Source organism: Streptomyces antnestii (assembly GCF_004005495.1).
Classification (GTDB): domain Bacteria; phylum Actinomycetota; class Actinomycetes; order Streptomycetales; family Streptomycetaceae; genus Streptomyces; species Streptomyces antnestii.
On the sequence record NZ_RZYA01000011.1, the window covers coordinates 181,789 to 197,047 of the forward strand.

The window sequence follows — 15,259 nt, forward strand, 5'->3', positions numbered from 1 at the left end:
CACCCCGTCGTCGTACCGTGCCACGGTCGTCCCCGATGACGGGGTGCCGGTGTGCTCCGGTGGTGTCGCGCCACGCACGCTTCCGCCCGGAATCACCCGCCCGGCGAAGGGTCTGCCCGCCTGGGCCATCAGCAGTGGCAGGCCGGAACACCGGCTCATAGCTTCGCCGTATGACCAAACGACAGATTGTGCGTCTCGCCTGCGTCGTGGCCGCCTTCGCGTCGGGCCTCGGGGCCGCCCCGCCGGCCGCCGCCCACACGGTGCACCGCGTGAACCCGGGCGAGTCGATCCAGCAAGCCGTGAACTCCGCGAAGCCGGGGGACGTCATCCGCCTCGCCCCCGGCACTTATCACGAGAGCGTCTCCATCACCGTGTCCGGCGTGACCCTGCGGGGCTCCGGCGCCGGGTCCACCGTCATCGTCCCCGGCACCTCGTCCACCGACAGCGCATGCGCCAAGGCGGGCAACGGCATCTGCGTCACCGGGAAAGAAGGCGCCCCCGTCGAAGACGTCACCGTCCGCTCCCTGACACTCCGGGGCTTCGCCAAGACCGGCCTGTGGGCGACGCGGACCGACGGGCTGCGGGTCCTGAGGGTGAGCTCGGAGAAGAACGGCCAGTGGGGCATCGCCCAGGAGCGGTCCGTGCGCTCGGTGTTGCGCCACAACGTCGCCGAGGGCAACGGCGACGCGGGACTCTTCCTCGCCAACACGGTCGCCGCCGAAGAGGGCGCCCTGGACACCCAGAACACGGTGCTCAGCCACAACCTTCTGCTCGGCAACCGGATCGGCGCCACGGTTCGGCGCCTGCGGGACCTGACCGTCGATCACAACGAGGCGACCGGCAACTGCACCGCGATGTTCCTCGTCGGCGACGAGAACAAGCCGCGCCCCGGCGCACTGCGCGTGCTCCACAACTACGTCCACTCCAACAACAAGTACTGCCCCAAGACCGCCCGGCTGCCCTATCTGCAGGGATCGGGGATCGTCCTCACCGGTGTCGAGGACACGCTCGTGGCGGGGAACACCGTCGAGGACAACGTGGGCAAAGCCCCGATGTCGGGCGGCATCGTGCTGGCCCGCAGTTTCCAGAACGCGCTCAACCAGCGCATCGAGATCCGCGACAACATCGCCCTGCGCAACAGCACCGCCGACCTGGCCGTCCAGGACAAGGGCGCGGGCAACGTCTTCCGCGACAACCGGTGCGCGGTCTCCCAGCCCGGCGGAATGTGCTGATCCCCAGAGCATGTCCGCACCCCCATCACGCAGGCAGAAGCGAGGCAACACATGACGACCGTTGATCCGGCTCCCGCGCCGGAGTCGGCTCCCGCGCCGCCCATGAGGCTGAGGGAGCTGGTTTTCGGGGCGGCGTGCGCCGCCGCCGTACGCGCGGCAGCCCGCCTGGGTGTCGCAGACGCCCTGGACGAGACACCCAAGAGCGTGGAGGACCTGGCCGCGGCGGTGAAGACTCAGCCGCAGACACTGCGCCGGCTGCTGCGCGCGCTGTCCAGCCAGGGGGTGTTCACCGAGCGCCCGGACGGCACGTTCGCGCACACGGAGATGTCCCGTCTCCTGCGCGAGGACGATCCGCACAGCCTGCGCTACATCGCCCTGTGGTGCACCGAGCCGTGGACCTGGGACGTGTGGCCGAAGCTCGACGAGGCGGTGCGCTCCGGCCGGAACGTCTTCGAGGACGTGTTCGACAAGGAGTTCTTCACCTACCTCAACAACGACGCCCCCGAGTCGGCGCACGTGTTCAACCGGGCGATGACGACGTCCAGCGAGCAGTCGGCGCGGGACGTGGCCGAGCTGCTCGATCTGCGGGGCGTGACCTCGGTCGCGGACATCGGAGGCGGCCAGGGCCAGGTCGTGGCCGGTCTGCTGGAGAAGCACCCCGGGATGCACGGCACGCTGCTCGACCTGCCAGGCGTCGTCGAGAACGCCGATCCCCGTCTGCGTGAGGGCGGGGCACTGGCCTCCCGTGTGCGCATCGTGGCCGGCGACTGCCGTGAGGACATCCCGGTCCAGGCGGACGTCTACATCATCAAGAACATCCTGGAGTGGGACGACGACAGCACGCGCAGGGCGCTGGCAAACGTGCGCAGGGCGGCGCGTCCGGGTGCCCGTGTCATCGTCATCGAGAACCTCGTGGACGACACCCCGTCGATGAAGTTCACGACGTCGATGGATCTGCTGCTGCTCCTCAACGTCGGCGGTGCGAAGCACACCCGGCAGAGCATGGTCGACCGGCTGACGGACGCGGGTCTCGTCATCGGTGAGATCCGTCCCGTGAACCCGTACCTGCACGCCTTCGAGTGCACCGTCCCCCACTGACCGGGCTCAACCCGAGGCCGCCGGCCCCGCGTCTGACGCGGAAGCCGGCGGCCTCGGGTTGTGTCCGGACGTCCCGTCAGGACGGGGCGCCGCGCTCCCAGCGGTAGAAGCAGTGCGCCATGGCGTCCTTGGGGCTGCGCCAGGTCTCCGGGTCGTACGCGCTGACGTACGGCGAGAGCTGCTCGCTGACACTGCGGAACTCGGGGTGTCCGGCCACCTGGGCGATGGCGGATGACGGGTCCTGGTCCGACTCGATGAGGTGCAGGTACACGTCGCCGAACTGGAACAGGCTGCGCCGGTTGACGCCGATGAGGTGCGGCAGTTCGCCTCGGTCGGAGGCGGCGAACACGTCGGAGATCGCCGGCGCCGAACCGGGCGCCATGCGGGCCACGATCAGGGCGTGGTGCATCGGGTTTCCTTCCTGGGCGGGCCGGCGGTCAGCGCGGCACGGACGCGCTCTGGCGCTCCCGCGCGACCTTTTCGATCTTGTCGCGGATGAGTGCCATCTGGGTGACGGAGTTGCGGTTGATGTTCTCCGTCATCCAGGAGTCGTCGACCGGCGCGTCGGGCTTCATCGCGAAGTCCTGCACCCAGTCCATGCGGGTGCCTTCCGGGGTCTCGGTGTAGTCCCACCGGATGTCCATGTGGGCGAAGGGACCGGTCTCGACGCGGCGGGCGCGCACGGTGCGCTCGGCGCGGTTGACGGTCCGCTCCGAGACCCAGCTCCAGACCTTCCCGTTGTCGTCCGGGTGCATGGTCAGGCGGAAGCTCGTCGTGTCGCCGTCGCGGGAGAGCACTTCGAGGGACGCGTACTCGCTGAAGAGCTCCGGCCACTTCTCGATGTCGTTGGTCATGTCCCAGACGAGGTCGAGGGGGGCGTCGATGGTGATGCTGTTCTCTGTGTGTCCCGACATGTCAGGCTCCAGCTTTGAGGGTGTTGTTGACGAGGTCGAGGAACTCGCGGGGCGTCTTGCAGCGCTCCGAGTCCGGGGGCAGCGACTGGCTGTACCGGTTCTCGATCTCGCCGACGATGCCGAGCAGGCCGAGCGAGTCGATGCCGAACGAGTCGAAGGGCCTGTCCGGGTCCTGCGTGAGTTCCTGGGGGTCGACGGTGATTCCGGCCGCCTTCTTCATCAGGGTGGCCAGTTCGTCGAACGTCACTTCGGTGGTGATCATGCGAGTGTTCTCCTTCCCGCCCGGTGCTACAGGGCGGAGTCGCTGCCGCGGCGCACTACGAGCGCCGCGTTGGAGCCCATGAGTCCCCTGCTGAGGACCAGGGCCGTGCGCAGCTCGGCGGGGCGAGCGCGAGACATCACCAGATCGAGGTCGTGGCAGATGTCGAACACGTTGGGGGTGGGGGGGATCAGGCCGTGTTCCATGGCGAACACGGCGGCCGCCACGTCCAGGACGGGGGCCGCACAGTAGGCCCTGCCCATGCCGGTCTTGGGTGCCGTGACGGGTACGCGCCTGCCGTGCGCGCCCAGGGCGTCGGCGATCGCCAGTGCCTCGGCGCGGTCCGCGTCGGGGACGCCGAGGGCGTCGGCGAACACGACGTCGATCTCTTCGGGGGCGCAGCCGGCCTCGTCGAGGGCGCCACGGATCGCGTGGGCGAGACCCTCTCTCGACCGCTCCCACTGGGAGGCGCCGGTGAAGGTGGCGGCATGACCGGCCACGACGGCGCGAACGGGTGCCTCCCGCTCGCGGGCGCGGTTCTCCTCCTCCACCACGACGACGGCGCCGCCCTCGGCCGGCGTGAACCCGCGGGCTGCCGTGGTGAAGGGCAGGTAGGCGCGTTCGGCGTCCTCGGCGGTGCTGAGCTCGGGGTATCCGAGCTGGCACACCATCGAGTACGGGGCGAGGGGGGCCTCCGCGGCGCCGACGACCATGGCCCCGGTTCCGCGCCGGACGGCGCGGGCCGCGTGTGCGAGGGCGTCCAGGCCGCCGGCCTCGTCGCTCGCGACGACACCGCACGGCCCCTTGAAGCCGCTCCAGATGGAGATCTGGCCGGTGCTGGCCGCGTAGAACCAGGCGATGGACTGGTAGGGGCCGACGAACTTGGAGCCCTGGCCCCACAGTTTCTGCAGCTCGCGCTGCCCGAACTCGCCGCCGCCTGATCCGGCGGCGGTGACGACGCCGATCGAGTACGGGTCGTCGGGCTCACCCCTGCTGAGGCCCGCGTCTTCGAGGGCCAGGGCCGCCGCGGCCATCGCGAAGTGGCTGAACCGGTCCGTCTGGACCAGGAACGGCTCCTCGATGTGATCCTCGGCGTCGAAGGTACGGACCTCGCCCCCGATACGGAGCGGCAGGTTCTCGCATCCCTCTCGGGTGATCCGGTCCAGGACGAAGAGGCCCTCTCTGACGGATTTCCAGTAGGCGTCCGCGTGCAGTCCGTTGGGCGCGATCACACCGATCCCGGTGATGGCCGCGCGCCGGGGGCGCTGACCGCTCATCGTGTCCTCCCGCCGGGCCCGGCCAGCAGCACCGCGGACTGGAAGCCGCCGAATCCGCTGCCTACGGAGAGCACGTTCCTCAGCTTCCGCGGGCGTGCGGTGCGCGGCACGTAGTCCAGGTCGCACTCGGGGTCGGGCGTCTCGTAGTTCGCGGTGGGCGGCACCACTTGGTGCTTCAGGGCGAGGACGCAGGCGACCACTTCGATCGCGCCGATCGCGCCCAGGGAGTGGCCCACCATGGATTTGATGGAGCTCATGGGGGTGTCGTAGGCGTGGGCGCCCAGGGACAGCTTGACCGCGGCCGTCTCGTGCCGGTCGTTCTGTCTGGTGCCCGAGCCGTGGGCGTTGACGTAGTCGATCAGTGTGGGGTCGAGGCGAGCCTGGCCGAGGGCGGTGTCGATCGCCCGGGCCATCTCCAGACCTTCGCTGGTCAGACCGGTCATGTGGTAGGCGTTGCCGTAGGTGGCGTAGCCGCTGATCTCGCAGTACACGTGCGCACCGCGGGCGCGGGCGTGTTCGGCCTCCTCCAGGACGAGGACCGCCGCTCCCTCGCCCATCACGAAGCCGTTGCGGTCGGCGTCGAAGGGTCTGGAGGCGTGCTCGGGATCGTCGTTGTTGGGTGAGGTCGCCTTGATGGCGTCGAAGCACGCCATCGTGATCGGTGACACCGGGGAGTCGGACGCGCCGGCGATGCAGATGTCGGCCCGGCCCTCCTCGATCTGGTGGAAGGCGTAGCCCACCGCGTCGAGTCCCGAGGTGCAGCCGGTGGAGACGGTCTGTACGGGGCCCTGGGCGCCGAACTGTTCGGCGACGACCGCGGCGAGCGTGCTCGGCGAGAACGCCATGTGCAGTTTCGGTTCGGCCGCGCGGTGGTCCACGTCCCATCGCTGCCCGCCCTCGCTGACGAGGACGTAGTCGTGTTCCAGGCGCGTGGTCCCGCCGATGGCGCTGCCCAGGGAGACGCCGACGCGCCAGGGGTCCTCCCGGCCGGTGTCCAGTCCGGAGTCGCGCACGGCCTCGCCGGCGGCGACGACCGCGAACTGGATGTAGCGGTCGGCGTGTTCGCGAATCTCGGGGTCGAGTCCGTGTGCGTCCGGGTCCCAGTCGCATTCGGCGGCGATACGTGAGCGCAGGCCGACCGGGTCGAACAGTGTGATGCCGCGGGTCGCTGTACGGCCGTTGGCCAGGAGGTCCCAGAACGCCGTCGCCCCGATCCCGCCGGGAGCGACCACACCGACACCGGTGACAGCCACCCGCCGGGTCACTTTATGACCTCGCTGGGCACGGTCTCCTCGGTGTCGACGTGCCCGAGGCGCGGTTCCGGGGCGAGCGGGCCGAGGTGGAAGACCATGCGGGCCTCGACCTCGCCGACGTTGCGGAAGCGGTGCCGCATGTTGATCGGGATCAGGAGTCCCTGGTCCGGCCGCAGTTCGTGCGTGTCACCGTCCAGGTCCACCTCCAGGGCGCCCTGGACGACGTACACGAACTCCTCGGAGTACGGGTGGTAGTGCTCGCCGATGCGCTCGCCGGGCTGGACGAGGGCCAGGCCCATGAAGCCGCTGGTGGAGCCGACGTTGGCGGGCGTGAGCATGGCCCGCAGGTCACCTCCGCGCCGGCGGTTGGGCTCGGTCTCGCTCAGGTCCACGATGCGTGGATGCTTGATCATGGTTGATACCTCCGGGTGGGGCGATGGGGTTCCGGGCCGTGCCCGCGGACACCCCGGGGTGGTCCGTCAGGAACCCGCCGAGCTGCGGTCGGTGACGGGCGTCATGTCGGCGTGCGACAGGAGCCGGTTGATGTTGCGGTCCGTGTACAGGGAGCCCTCCACGCCGATCGCGGCGCCGTCGAGCAGACGATCGACCTCGGGGTCCCCCTCCAGGCCCTTGAGGCCGACGGCCGCGACGGGGTCGGCGTCGAGGTCACCCGTGATGTCGATGAGGCGCACCACGATGTCGTCCCGCTGGAAGACCGTGCTGGCGTACACCGGGTTGGCGGGGTCCTCCGCGGCTGCCGCGTCCTGGTGGGCGAGCAACCGGGCCAGCTCCATCCCGCGGCCTTCCTTGGCGGGGTAGTGGAGCGCGTGCCGGCGCAGCTCCGCGGGGGCCTCACGGTCGGACACCACGTGGTGGACGGCCGGGAGCGCGGCCCGCGTGAAGAACACGCGCGCGGACTCGGGGTCGGTCAGGTCCCTGTGCTGCTCCAGGTAGGGGTTGATGGCTTCCTCGACCGCCCTGACCTCGGGCTGACGGGCCACGTGGCGCAGCGCCGCCAGGAGGTCGCCCTCCACCTCGACGGCCCGCACGACGCGGTTGCCGTGCATGAAGAGCGAGGTGCGGCGCAGGCGCGTGGTGTCGTCGACCTGGGCCTGGGGCGACTGGTACCCGGCCAGGATCTCCGCGACCTTGGACTCGGAGCCCGGCTTGACGGTGAACGTGAGGGCGTGGCGCGCGGCACCGTCACCGACGCGGGCGGCCACCTGTGTGGCCGGCGTCTTCGGCTCGGGCGTGCGCGGCTGGGCCGGGGTGGTCTCGCGGAGGATGCTGTAGCGCATCGACCGGGTGTCCCTGACGCAGCTGTGCATCGGCCGGACGGTCTCGACGTGCTCCTCGCTGTTCACCCAGGCGAGGAACGGCGGGGCGCTCTCCCACTCGCTGGTGATGAGCCACTGCGAGGGGTTCTCGATCGACTGGCAGAGCTGGTCGCTGAGGTGGCCGGGCACGGACGCGACCTGGTTGCGCATGTGCTCGTACGCGTCGAGGAACTGCTGCTGGGCTCCTTCGTACAGATCGAGCAGGAGTATCACCCGCAGCCTCGAGCCGTCGAACGCCGACTGCGATATGCGTCCTGAGATGGTCATACGGCACGCCTCTCTCATCTTCACGGAGGGTCGGGGGCGCGACCGTCGCGTCCGAATCAGCGCGGTCGCCATGAGCCGATCGTTGTTGCGACCCCCGGCGGGCGCGATCCGCACGGTCCGGACGGGTGAACCAGTCGTCCGGGTGCTGCTTCCAACGCGCGCAGTGGTACAGCGCGGCGTTGCAATGTGGGTCCAGATCCCTCTCTCACGTCGCAGGTGACGCTGGAGGCAATCAATGAACCGATCGGAAGAGGCCCCGGAGGCCACTCAGCACACGCCGGTGCTCATCGTCGGCGGCTCCCTCGTGGGCCTGTCCACCTCGCTCTTCCTGGGGCGACTCGGCGTTCCGCACGTGCTGGTCGAGCGCCACTCGGGAACGTCGATCCATCCGCGCGGACGCGGCAACAACGTGCGCACGATGGAGCTGTTCCGGGTGGCGGAGGCACAGCGGAGCATCGAGGAGGCCGCGTCGGTCCTGGCCGACAACCACGGCATCCTCCAGACCCCGACGCTGGTGGGTGACGCCGGCGAGTGGCTGTTCAAGGAGATCGACCCGGGTGGCGGACTCGCCCGTTTTAGCCCCGCCGGCTGGTGCCTGTGCAGCCAGAACGACCTGGAGCCGGTGCTCCTGGAGCGCGCCCGGGAGCTGGGCGGCGATCTGCGGTTCCACACCGAGCTGATGTCGTTCGAGCAGGACCCCCAGGGCGTGACCGCGCGGCTCAAGAGCCGGGACACGGGCGAGCACACCACCGTCCGGGCGGACTACCTCGTCGCGGCGGACGGGCCGCGCAGCCCGGTCCGCGAGCATCTCGGCATCGGGCAGAACGGCCCCGGCGACCTGTTCCACAACGTGAGCATCACCTTCACCTCACGCGCCCTCGCGGACGTCGTGGGCGACCGGCGCTTCATCGTGTGCTACCTGACGAACCCGGAGGCCGACGGCGCGCTCCTGCCGGTCGACAACCGCGAGCACTGGGTGTTCCACGCGCCGTGGCACCCCGAGAACGGCGAGACGCTGGAGGAGTTCACGGACGAGCGGTGCGCGGAACACATCCGGCGGGCGGTCGGGGTGCCGGACCTCGACGTGAAAATCACCGGCAGGGCCGCCTGGCACGCCGCCGAGCGGGTCGCCGAGCGGTACGCGGACGGTCGGGTGTTCCTCGCCGGTGACTCGGCCCACGAGATGTCCCCCACCGGGGCGTTCGGTTCCAACACCGGTATCCAGGACGCGCACAACCTCGCCTGGAAACTGGCCGCCGTCCTCGGCGGCTGGGCCGGCCCCGGCCTGCTGGAGTCCTACGACGAGGAGCGCCGGCCGGTCGCCGAGGCGACGAGCGCACGCGCCTCCTCGCGGTCGGTCGAGCACAGCCACCCCGGGTACACCCCCGGCCCGGGAGCGGGCGGCCCCGGAGGCAGGAAGGGCGGGATCCTCAACGTGGCGCTCGGCTACCGCTATCCGCGCGGGGCCGTCCTAGGCGCCGATCCGGCGACGCCCGTCGTGCCCGAGGGCATGCGGCTCACGGGAGAGCCCGGCAGCCGCGCCCCCCACCTGTGGCTGAACCGCGCCGGCGCCCGGATCTCCACCCTCGACCTGTACGAGCGGTCCCTGGTGCTCCTGAGCGCGGGCGACGACAGCGGCGACGGTGACGCCGGCTGGCATTCCGCGGCGAAGCGCCTCGCGGAGGTGATGTCCGTACCGCTCGACTCGTACCGGATCGGATCCGGGCCCGGCGCCGAGCTGTCGCCCGCGACCGACGCGGACTGGGCGCAGGCGCACGGCGTCCGCGCGGGCGGTGCGGTCCTTGTCCGCCCGGACGGATTCGTCGCGTGGCGGTCCGAGGGGCCCGCGGCGGACCCCGAGTCGGAACTGCGGAACGCGCTCACGGCGATCCTGGCCCGGAACTGACAACTCCGCTCACTCCGCCCGGGAGGGGGCGGGGAGCGGAGCGGGGCGAACGGGGGAGGGCGAAGGGGTGCGGGGCGTACAGCCGTTCAGACGAGGTGGGCGAAGACCACCAGGTTGTCGGTGTAGTCCTTGACGGAGCGGTCGTACTCTCCGGCGCACGTGATCAGCCGGACCTGGGCCTGCGGGGTGTCCCCGTACACGCGCTTGTCGGGGAAGTCGTCCTTCGCGAACTCCTCGACGCTGTCGACCACGAACGAGGCCGTCCGCTTGTCGGACCTCTTCACGGTGAAGTGGTCGCCCTTCTTCAGGTCGCTGAGGCCGGCGAACACCGCGGCCGAGGTCTTCGTGTCGACGTGTCCGGCGATGATCGCGGTGCCCGCCTCGCCGGGTGACACACCGTCGGCCTGCCAGCCGACCAGGTTCGTGTCGTCGGCGGGCGGAGGCTGGAGCTGACCCGTGGGGCCGATGGCGAGACCGGTGAAGGGGGCGTCCACACCGATCTTCGGGATGAGCAGCCGTGTCGGTGTCGCCCGCGGCAGATGCTTGCCCTCGGCCGGCACGCCCGAGGAGGACGGTGCGGGGGCCGGCGCATGTGTGGCCGCGGAGCCTGTCGTACCGGACGGGCCGGACTGTTCGTCATGACCGCCGCCGAACAGGCTGACTGCCAGGAACACGATTCCGAGGGACCACGCGATCCACGCGCCGGTACGGAAACGGCGCCCGGGCGGCGCGGACTCGGGTCGAGCGGGGGAAGGCAACCGGGCTGCCATCAGGAACCACCTCACGGGAACGAGCGGAGCGGGTACTGCACAGGGAGCGGGTACTGCACAGAAGGGAACGGCCAGCCGGGCCGCCGCGTAGTGTTCACGCGGCGGCCCCGGCCGCTATGACAGGCACCGGTCAGGACGCGTCGGACGCGCTCTTACGGCGCATCGCGTAGACGCCTGCCGCGGCGACCCCGAGGATCGCCAGGCCGCCGGCGGTGACACCGGGCGTGGCGAGACCGCCGCCACCGGTGTGCATGCCACCGCTGGGCTTCTCGTTGTCGGAGCCCCAGGAGTCGTTGCCCTGCTCGCCGTCCTTCTTGTAGGTCTCCGGGTCCCACTTCTCCTTGTCCTTGGTCCAGTCGTCGCCCTTCACGGCGGTCAGCGCGCCGCCGCCGGTGTGCATGCCACCGTGGGGCTTGCCGTGCTCGTCGCCACGGGAGTCCGAGTCGTCCTTCTTGTTCTCGTCCTTCTTGTTCTCGTCCTTCTTGTTCTCGTCCTTCTTGTTCTCGTCCTTGCTCCAGTCGTCGCCCTTCACGACGGACAGCGCGCCGCCACCGGTGTGCATGCCACCGTGGGGCTTGCCGTGCTCGTCGTCGCCGGAGTCACGGCCGTGCTCGTCGTCGCCGGAGTCACGGCCGTGCTCGTCGTCGCCGGAGTCACGGCCGTGCTCGTCGCTACCGGAGTCCGAGTCGTCCTTCTTGTTCTCGTCCTTGTTCCAGTCGTCGCCCTTCACCGAGGTGAGCGCACCGCCGCCGGTGTGCACGCCACCGCTGGGCTTGCCGTGGTCGCTGTCCTTGTCGTGGCCGCTGTCCTTGTCGTGGCCGCTGTCCTTGTCGTGGCCGCTGTCCTTGTCGTGGCCGCTGTCCTTGTCGTGGTCGCTGCTGTAGGAAGAGTCATCGTGGTTCCAGTCGCCCCCCGCGGCGGCGAGGGCGCCGGGAGCAGCGATCGCGAGGGCGGCCGTGGCCGTCGCGGTAGCGAGGAGCATGCGGGCAGAACGCATCGTCGAGTCCTTCCGCCGTGGCCGGACCGCTGACTCTTTGTCAGCTCGTGAGACCGGCCCCGACGTGATCACCGTCAGCCAGACCTGACGCGCGCACCACTTGAGCCATCCACCCGGATCACCCCCGCGGCCCCTTGCCTGCCGGTGCCCGTCCACTCTCCGCGGGTCAGTCACCGATCCTGATCAGGCATTTAACGGCGTGTGAGGATGTGTCGGCGGCCGGCGAAGCGCTGTCGGCACAACCCGATCGGCCGCGACACGAGTGCGCGCCCGCGTCCCTCGAACGCTTCGTCCGGCCCATCCCCGCCCTTCCCCGCTCTTCCCGGTCCGGCCGGTCGCTGACGATCCGTCCACAGGGAGTGCGCGCGCAGATCACCGCCCCCTCATGGTGGCCCCGCGCATAGCCACGCCCGAAACTATGGTGCCCCACCACATGTGCCGTTGACCTGCGTCTTTCTACCTTGTGCCCACACGGACCCGTCCCCGCCAACGCCTGGAAGTGGTGCCACATGGCCTCCGCAGCAACCGCTCCCCCACCGCCCGCGAACCTCCGGCGGATCGTCGCCGCGAGCCTCATCGGCACCACGATCGAGTGGTACGACTTCTTCCTGTACGGCTCCGCGGCCGCGCTCGTCTTCAACACGCTCTTCTTCCCCGGCACCGACCCGCTCGTCGGGACGCTCCTCTCCTTCCTGACGTACGCCGTCGGGTTCGCGGCCCGCCCCCTCGGCGCGCTCGTCTTCGGGCACTTCGGCGACCGCATGGGCCGCAAGAAGCTGCTGGTCCTGAGCCTGCTCATGATGGGCGGCGCGACCTTCGCCATCGGCCTCGTACCGACGTACGCCACGATCGGCGCGGCCGCCCCGGTGCTGCTCACCGTGCTGCGCCTGGTCCAGGGCTTCGCGCTGGGCGGCGAGTGGGGCGGCGCCGTGCTGCTCGTCTCCGAGCACGGGGACGGCAGGCGGCGCGGCTTCTGGGCGTCGTGGCCCCAGACCGGTGCCCCTGCCGGACAGTTGCTCGCCACGGGCGTGCTCTCCCTGCTGACCGCCCTCATCTCCGACGCCTCCTTCAGCTCGTGGGGCTGGCGCATCCCGTTCCTGCTGTCCGGGGTCCTCGTCATGGTCGGACTGTGGATTCGTCTCTCTGTCGATGAATCGCCTGTCTTCAAGGAGGCGTTGGCCCGCGCCGAGGAGCGGAAGGCCGCGGCCGGCGGCGCCGCGGAGAAGACGCCGCTGATCGCCGTCCTGCGCCACCACTGGCGTGACGTCCTCGTCGCCATCGGCGCGCGCATGGCCGAGAACATCAGCTACTACGTCATCACCGCCTTCATCCTCGTGTACGCGACCACGTCGGCCGGCGTCTCGAAGCAGACCGCGCTGAACGCCGTACTCATCGCCTCGGCCGTGCACTTCGCCGTGATCCCGGCCTGGGGCGCACTCTCCGACCGGCTCGGGCGCCGGCCGGTGTACCTGTTCGGAGCCGCCGGCATCGGCCTGTGGATGTTCCCGTTCTTCGCCCTCATCGACACGGGCACCTTCGGCAACCTCCTCCTCGCCGTCACCGTCGGCCTCGTCCTGCACGGGGCGATGTACGCGCCGCAGGCGGCCTTCTTCTCGGAGATGTTCGCGACCCGCATGCGCTACTCGGGCGCTTCCATCGGCGCGCAGTTCGCCTCCGTCGCGGCGGGCGCTCCCGCCCCGCTGATCGCCACGGCCCTGCTCGCCGACTACGGCACCTCCACCCCGATCGCCCTCTACGTGATCGCCGCGGCCGTGCTGACGCTGATCGCCGTGGGCGTCGCGAAGGAGACCCGGCACCGCGATCTGGCCCACGTCGAGGAGGACGGCGCCGCGGGCGAGGCGTCCACCGTGGGGCACGCCGCTGACGCACGGACCGCCTGAGCCCGAGCCCGAACCTGAGCCCGACCCGCCCCGCCCCGCCCGTCACCGGCCTCCGTACGCAGCCCGCGTACGGGGGCCGGGCTCCCTTCAGGCGCTCGGGGCGGGTCGGTCCGGTATCGCCCCGGTCAACCGGTGCAGCCGCAGCGCGAGTTGGATCTCCAGGGCGCGGGCGGGTGACTGCCAGTCGGGGCCGAGCAGGCGGCCTATGCGTTCGAGGCGCTGCGCCACCGTGTTCACATGGACGTGCAGCGCGTCCTTGGTGCGGGCCGGGCTCATGCCCGAGGCGAAGTACGCGTCCAGCGTCCGCACGAGGTCGGTCCCCCTGCGCCGGTCGTACGTCACGACCTCGCCCATGGTGCGGTCCACGAATCCGGAGACGTCCCTGCTGTCCGCGAGGAGCAGCCCGAGGAAGCCGAAGTCCTCCGCGGCCGCGCCCTCCCCCGCTCTGCCGAGCAGGCGCAGGGCGTCCAGGCAGCGCTGCCCCTCCGCGTAGGCCGCCGCGACGGTGTGGGTGCGGGTGGCCAGGTCCTCCAGGGGCGCCGACGCTCCGACGGTGACCGGCTCGTGCACGGCACAGGAGAGGTGCCTGGCCGTGCGGCGGGCGAGGTCGGAGGCCCGGTCCGCGGCTCTCAGGGGGAGCAGCAGGACCGTACCCCCGTCACGCGCGGCGGCGAGGCCGTGCCCGGTGGCGGCGAGATGGGACGCGGCGGACCACAGGCGGCGCCGGGCGGCGGCCTCCTGTTCGGCGTCGGCACCCGGGGTCTCCAGGCGCGCGGCCAGGACCACATGGACGGCGTCCAGGTCGGCGTGCAGCCTGGCGGCACGCTCGCGCAGCAGGCGCGGATCCCGGTCGCGCGCGTCGAGGAGGTCGTCCAGCAGCTCGCCCCGTACGCGCTGTTCGGCCTCGGAGGCGGAGCGCCGGGCGAGCAGCAGGAGCGAGGTGACCATCGCGGCGCGCTCCAGGGTGCGCTGGTCGACGGGGTCGAGCCCGGGGTGCCCGCGCAGGACGAGGGCGCCGAGCAGTTCGTCGCCCGCCGCGACGGCGGCGACCCAGTCGTCACCGTCCCGCACGGCGTGCCCGTCGGCGCGCGAGGCGTCGAGGGGGGTGGCGGGGGCGGTGACCGCGTCGGCGAACTCCACCGTCCCGTCGAGGACTTGGGAGACGGCGGCCGCCACGTCGTGGACGCCGCCGCCCCGCAGGACCAGTTCGGCCAGGCGGTCGTGGACGTCGGAGGCCCGCTCGATGACGCCGCTGCGGTCCCGGATGATCTCGTTGGCGCGCTCCAGCTCGCCGAGCGCCTCGCGGGTCTCGGAGAGCAGGTTCGCGGTGTCGATGGCGGCCGCGGCGAGCGCCGCGAAGGAGCCGAGCAGCGCGATCTGCTCGCGCTCGAAGACCCGCGCACGCCGGTCCGCGGCGAACAGCACGCCGATGACATGGGGCCCCAGCATCAGCGGTACGCCCAGGATCGCGACCAGTCCCTCGTCGTGCACGCCGGCGTCGATGGTGCGTGTGTGCTGGAAGCGCACGTCGTGCGTGTAGTTCTCCGTGACGTAGGGTCGCGCGGTCTGGGCGACGAGCCCGCCGAGCCCCTCCCCCATGCCGAGCCTGAGCTGCTGGAAGCGCGCGGCGACGGAGCCCTCGGTGACCCTCATGTAAGTGTCGCCCCTGGCCGGGTCGTTCAGCGTCAGATAGGCGACGTCCGTGCCGAGGAGCGAACGGGCGCGCTGCACGATGGCCTGGAGGACGGCGCTCAGGTCGCGCAGCCCCGCGAGGTCGTGCGCGGTCTCGAACAGGGCGGACAGCTCCGCCTCGCGGCGTCGTCTGCCCTCCAGGTCCGCGCGGACGCGCAGGGCGAGCGCCTTCGCGCGGTCGAGGGCGTCGATCCGCTCCTGCGGCTCGCCCTCGGCGCGGGCGACCAGCACGGGCTGTTCGTAGGCGTCGGCGGACGCGCCCCGGGCGAGGAGCTCGAGGAACGGCGTCTCGGCGCTCGATGCGGGGCTCGCGGGCTCTGCGGCGTACTGCGTTGGATCGTGCGACATGCTCACCA

14 protein-coding genes are annotated in these 15,259 nt (G+C 71.1%); 4 read left to right on the top strand and 10 right to left on the bottom strand.

Annotation, left to right across the window (positions count from 1 at the left end; all coding sequences use genetic code 11):
• Positions 1-170 precede the first annotated feature (170 nt).
• The gene (locus EOT10_RS23290; protein WP_127830228.1) at positions 171-1,232 is read left to right on the top strand and encodes a right-handed parallel beta-helix repeat-containing protein; all 1,062 of its coding nucleotides are present in this window, start codon (positions 171-173) and stop codon (positions 1,230-1,232) included.
• A gap of 51 nt (positions 1,233-1,283) precedes the next feature.
• Positions 1,284-2,330, top strand: coding sequence for a methyltransferase (locus EOT10_RS23295; RefSeq protein WP_127830229.1), 1,047 nt, complete (start codon positions 1,284-1,286; stop codon positions 2,328-2,330).
• A gap of 76 nt (positions 2,331-2,406) precedes the next feature.
• Here the strand turns inward: EOT10_RS23295 and EOT10_RS23300 are convergent, their stop codons facing one another.
• From EOT10_RS23300 to EOT10_RS23330, 7 genes are all read right to left on the bottom strand, one after another.
• Positions 2,407-2,739: a TcmI family type II polyketide cyclase gene (locus EOT10_RS23300; protein WP_127830230.1), complete on the bottom strand. Its 333-nt coding sequence runs from the start codon at positions 2,737-2,739 to the stop codon at positions 2,407-2,409.
• A gap of 28 nt (positions 2,740-2,767) precedes the next feature.
• Positions 2,768-3,244, bottom strand: coding sequence for an SRPBCC family protein (locus EOT10_RS23305; RefSeq protein WP_127830231.1), 477 nt, complete (start codon positions 3,242-3,244; stop codon positions 2,768-2,770).
• Between the two features lies 1 nt (position 3,245).
• A complete protein-coding gene (locus EOT10_RS23310; RefSeq protein ID WP_127830232.1) occupies positions 3,246-3,506 on the bottom strand; it encodes an acyl carrier protein in 261 nt (86 codons plus the stop codon).
• A gap of 26 nt (positions 3,507-3,532) precedes the next feature.
• Entirely contained in the window at positions 3,533-4,780 is a 1,248-nt protein-coding gene (locus EOT10_RS23315) for a beta-ketoacyl synthase N-terminal-like domain-containing protein (protein ID WP_127830233.1), read from the bottom strand.
• Positions 4,777-6,045, bottom strand: a complete 1,269-nt coding sequence (locus tag EOT10_RS23320) for a beta-ketoacyl-[acyl-carrier-protein] synthase family protein (RefSeq protein WP_127830234.1) — start codon at positions 6,043-6,045, stop codon at positions 4,777-4,779. The genes EOT10_RS23315 and EOT10_RS23320 overlap by 4 nt, the downstream gene beginning before the upstream one ends.
• On the bottom strand, positions 6,042-6,446 hold the full coding sequence (locus EOT10_RS23325; RefSeq protein WP_127830235.1) for a cupin domain-containing protein: 405 nt from the start codon (positions 6,444-6,446) through the stop codon (positions 6,042-6,044). The genes EOT10_RS23320 and EOT10_RS23325 overlap by 4 nt, the downstream gene beginning before the upstream one ends.
• Before the next feature lie 66 nt (positions 6,447-6,512).
• A complete protein-coding gene (locus tag EOT10_RS23330; RefSeq protein ID WP_127830236.1) occupies positions 6,513-7,637 on the bottom strand; it encodes a SchA/CurD-like domain-containing protein in 1,125 nt (374 codons plus the stop codon).
• Positions 7,638-7,872: 235 nt separating this feature from the next.
• Between EOT10_RS23330 and EOT10_RS23335 the strand changes: the two genes are divergently transcribed.
• Positions 7,873-9,543, top strand: coding sequence for an FAD-dependent oxidoreductase (locus EOT10_RS23335; protein ID WP_127830237.1), 1,671 nt, complete (start codon positions 7,873-7,875; stop codon positions 9,541-9,543).
• Between the two features lie 86 nt (positions 9,544-9,629).
• Here the strand turns inward: EOT10_RS23335 and EOT10_RS23340 are convergent, their stop codons facing one another.
• Positions 9,630-10,313: a class F sortase gene (locus EOT10_RS23340; protein WP_127830238.1), complete on the bottom strand. Its 684-nt coding sequence runs from the start codon at positions 10,311-10,313 to the stop codon at positions 9,630-9,632.
• Positions 10,314-10,443: 130 nt separating this feature from the next.
• Positions 10,444-11,310: a hypothetical protein gene (locus EOT10_RS23345; RefSeq protein WP_127830239.1), complete on the bottom strand. Its 867-nt coding sequence runs from the start codon at positions 11,308-11,310 to the stop codon at positions 10,444-10,446.
• Positions 11,311-11,819: 509 nt separating this feature from the next.
• On the opposite strand from EOT10_RS23345, the gene EOT10_RS23350 reads away from it, so the two are divergent.
• Positions 11,820-13,211, top strand: a complete 1,392-nt coding sequence (locus EOT10_RS23350) for an MFS transporter (protein ID WP_127830240.1) — start codon at positions 11,820-11,822, stop codon at positions 13,209-13,211.
• A gap of 87 nt (positions 13,212-13,298) precedes the next feature.
• On the opposite strand, the gene EOT10_RS23355 is transcribed toward EOT10_RS23350, so the two are convergent.
• Positions 13,299-15,251 (bottom strand): helix-turn-helix domain-containing protein, encoded by a 1,953-nt coding sequence (locus tag EOT10_RS23355; RefSeq protein ID WP_127830241.1) that lies wholly within the window; start codon positions 15,249-15,251, stop codon positions 13,299-13,301.
• Positions 15,252-15,259 lie beyond the last annotated feature (8 nt).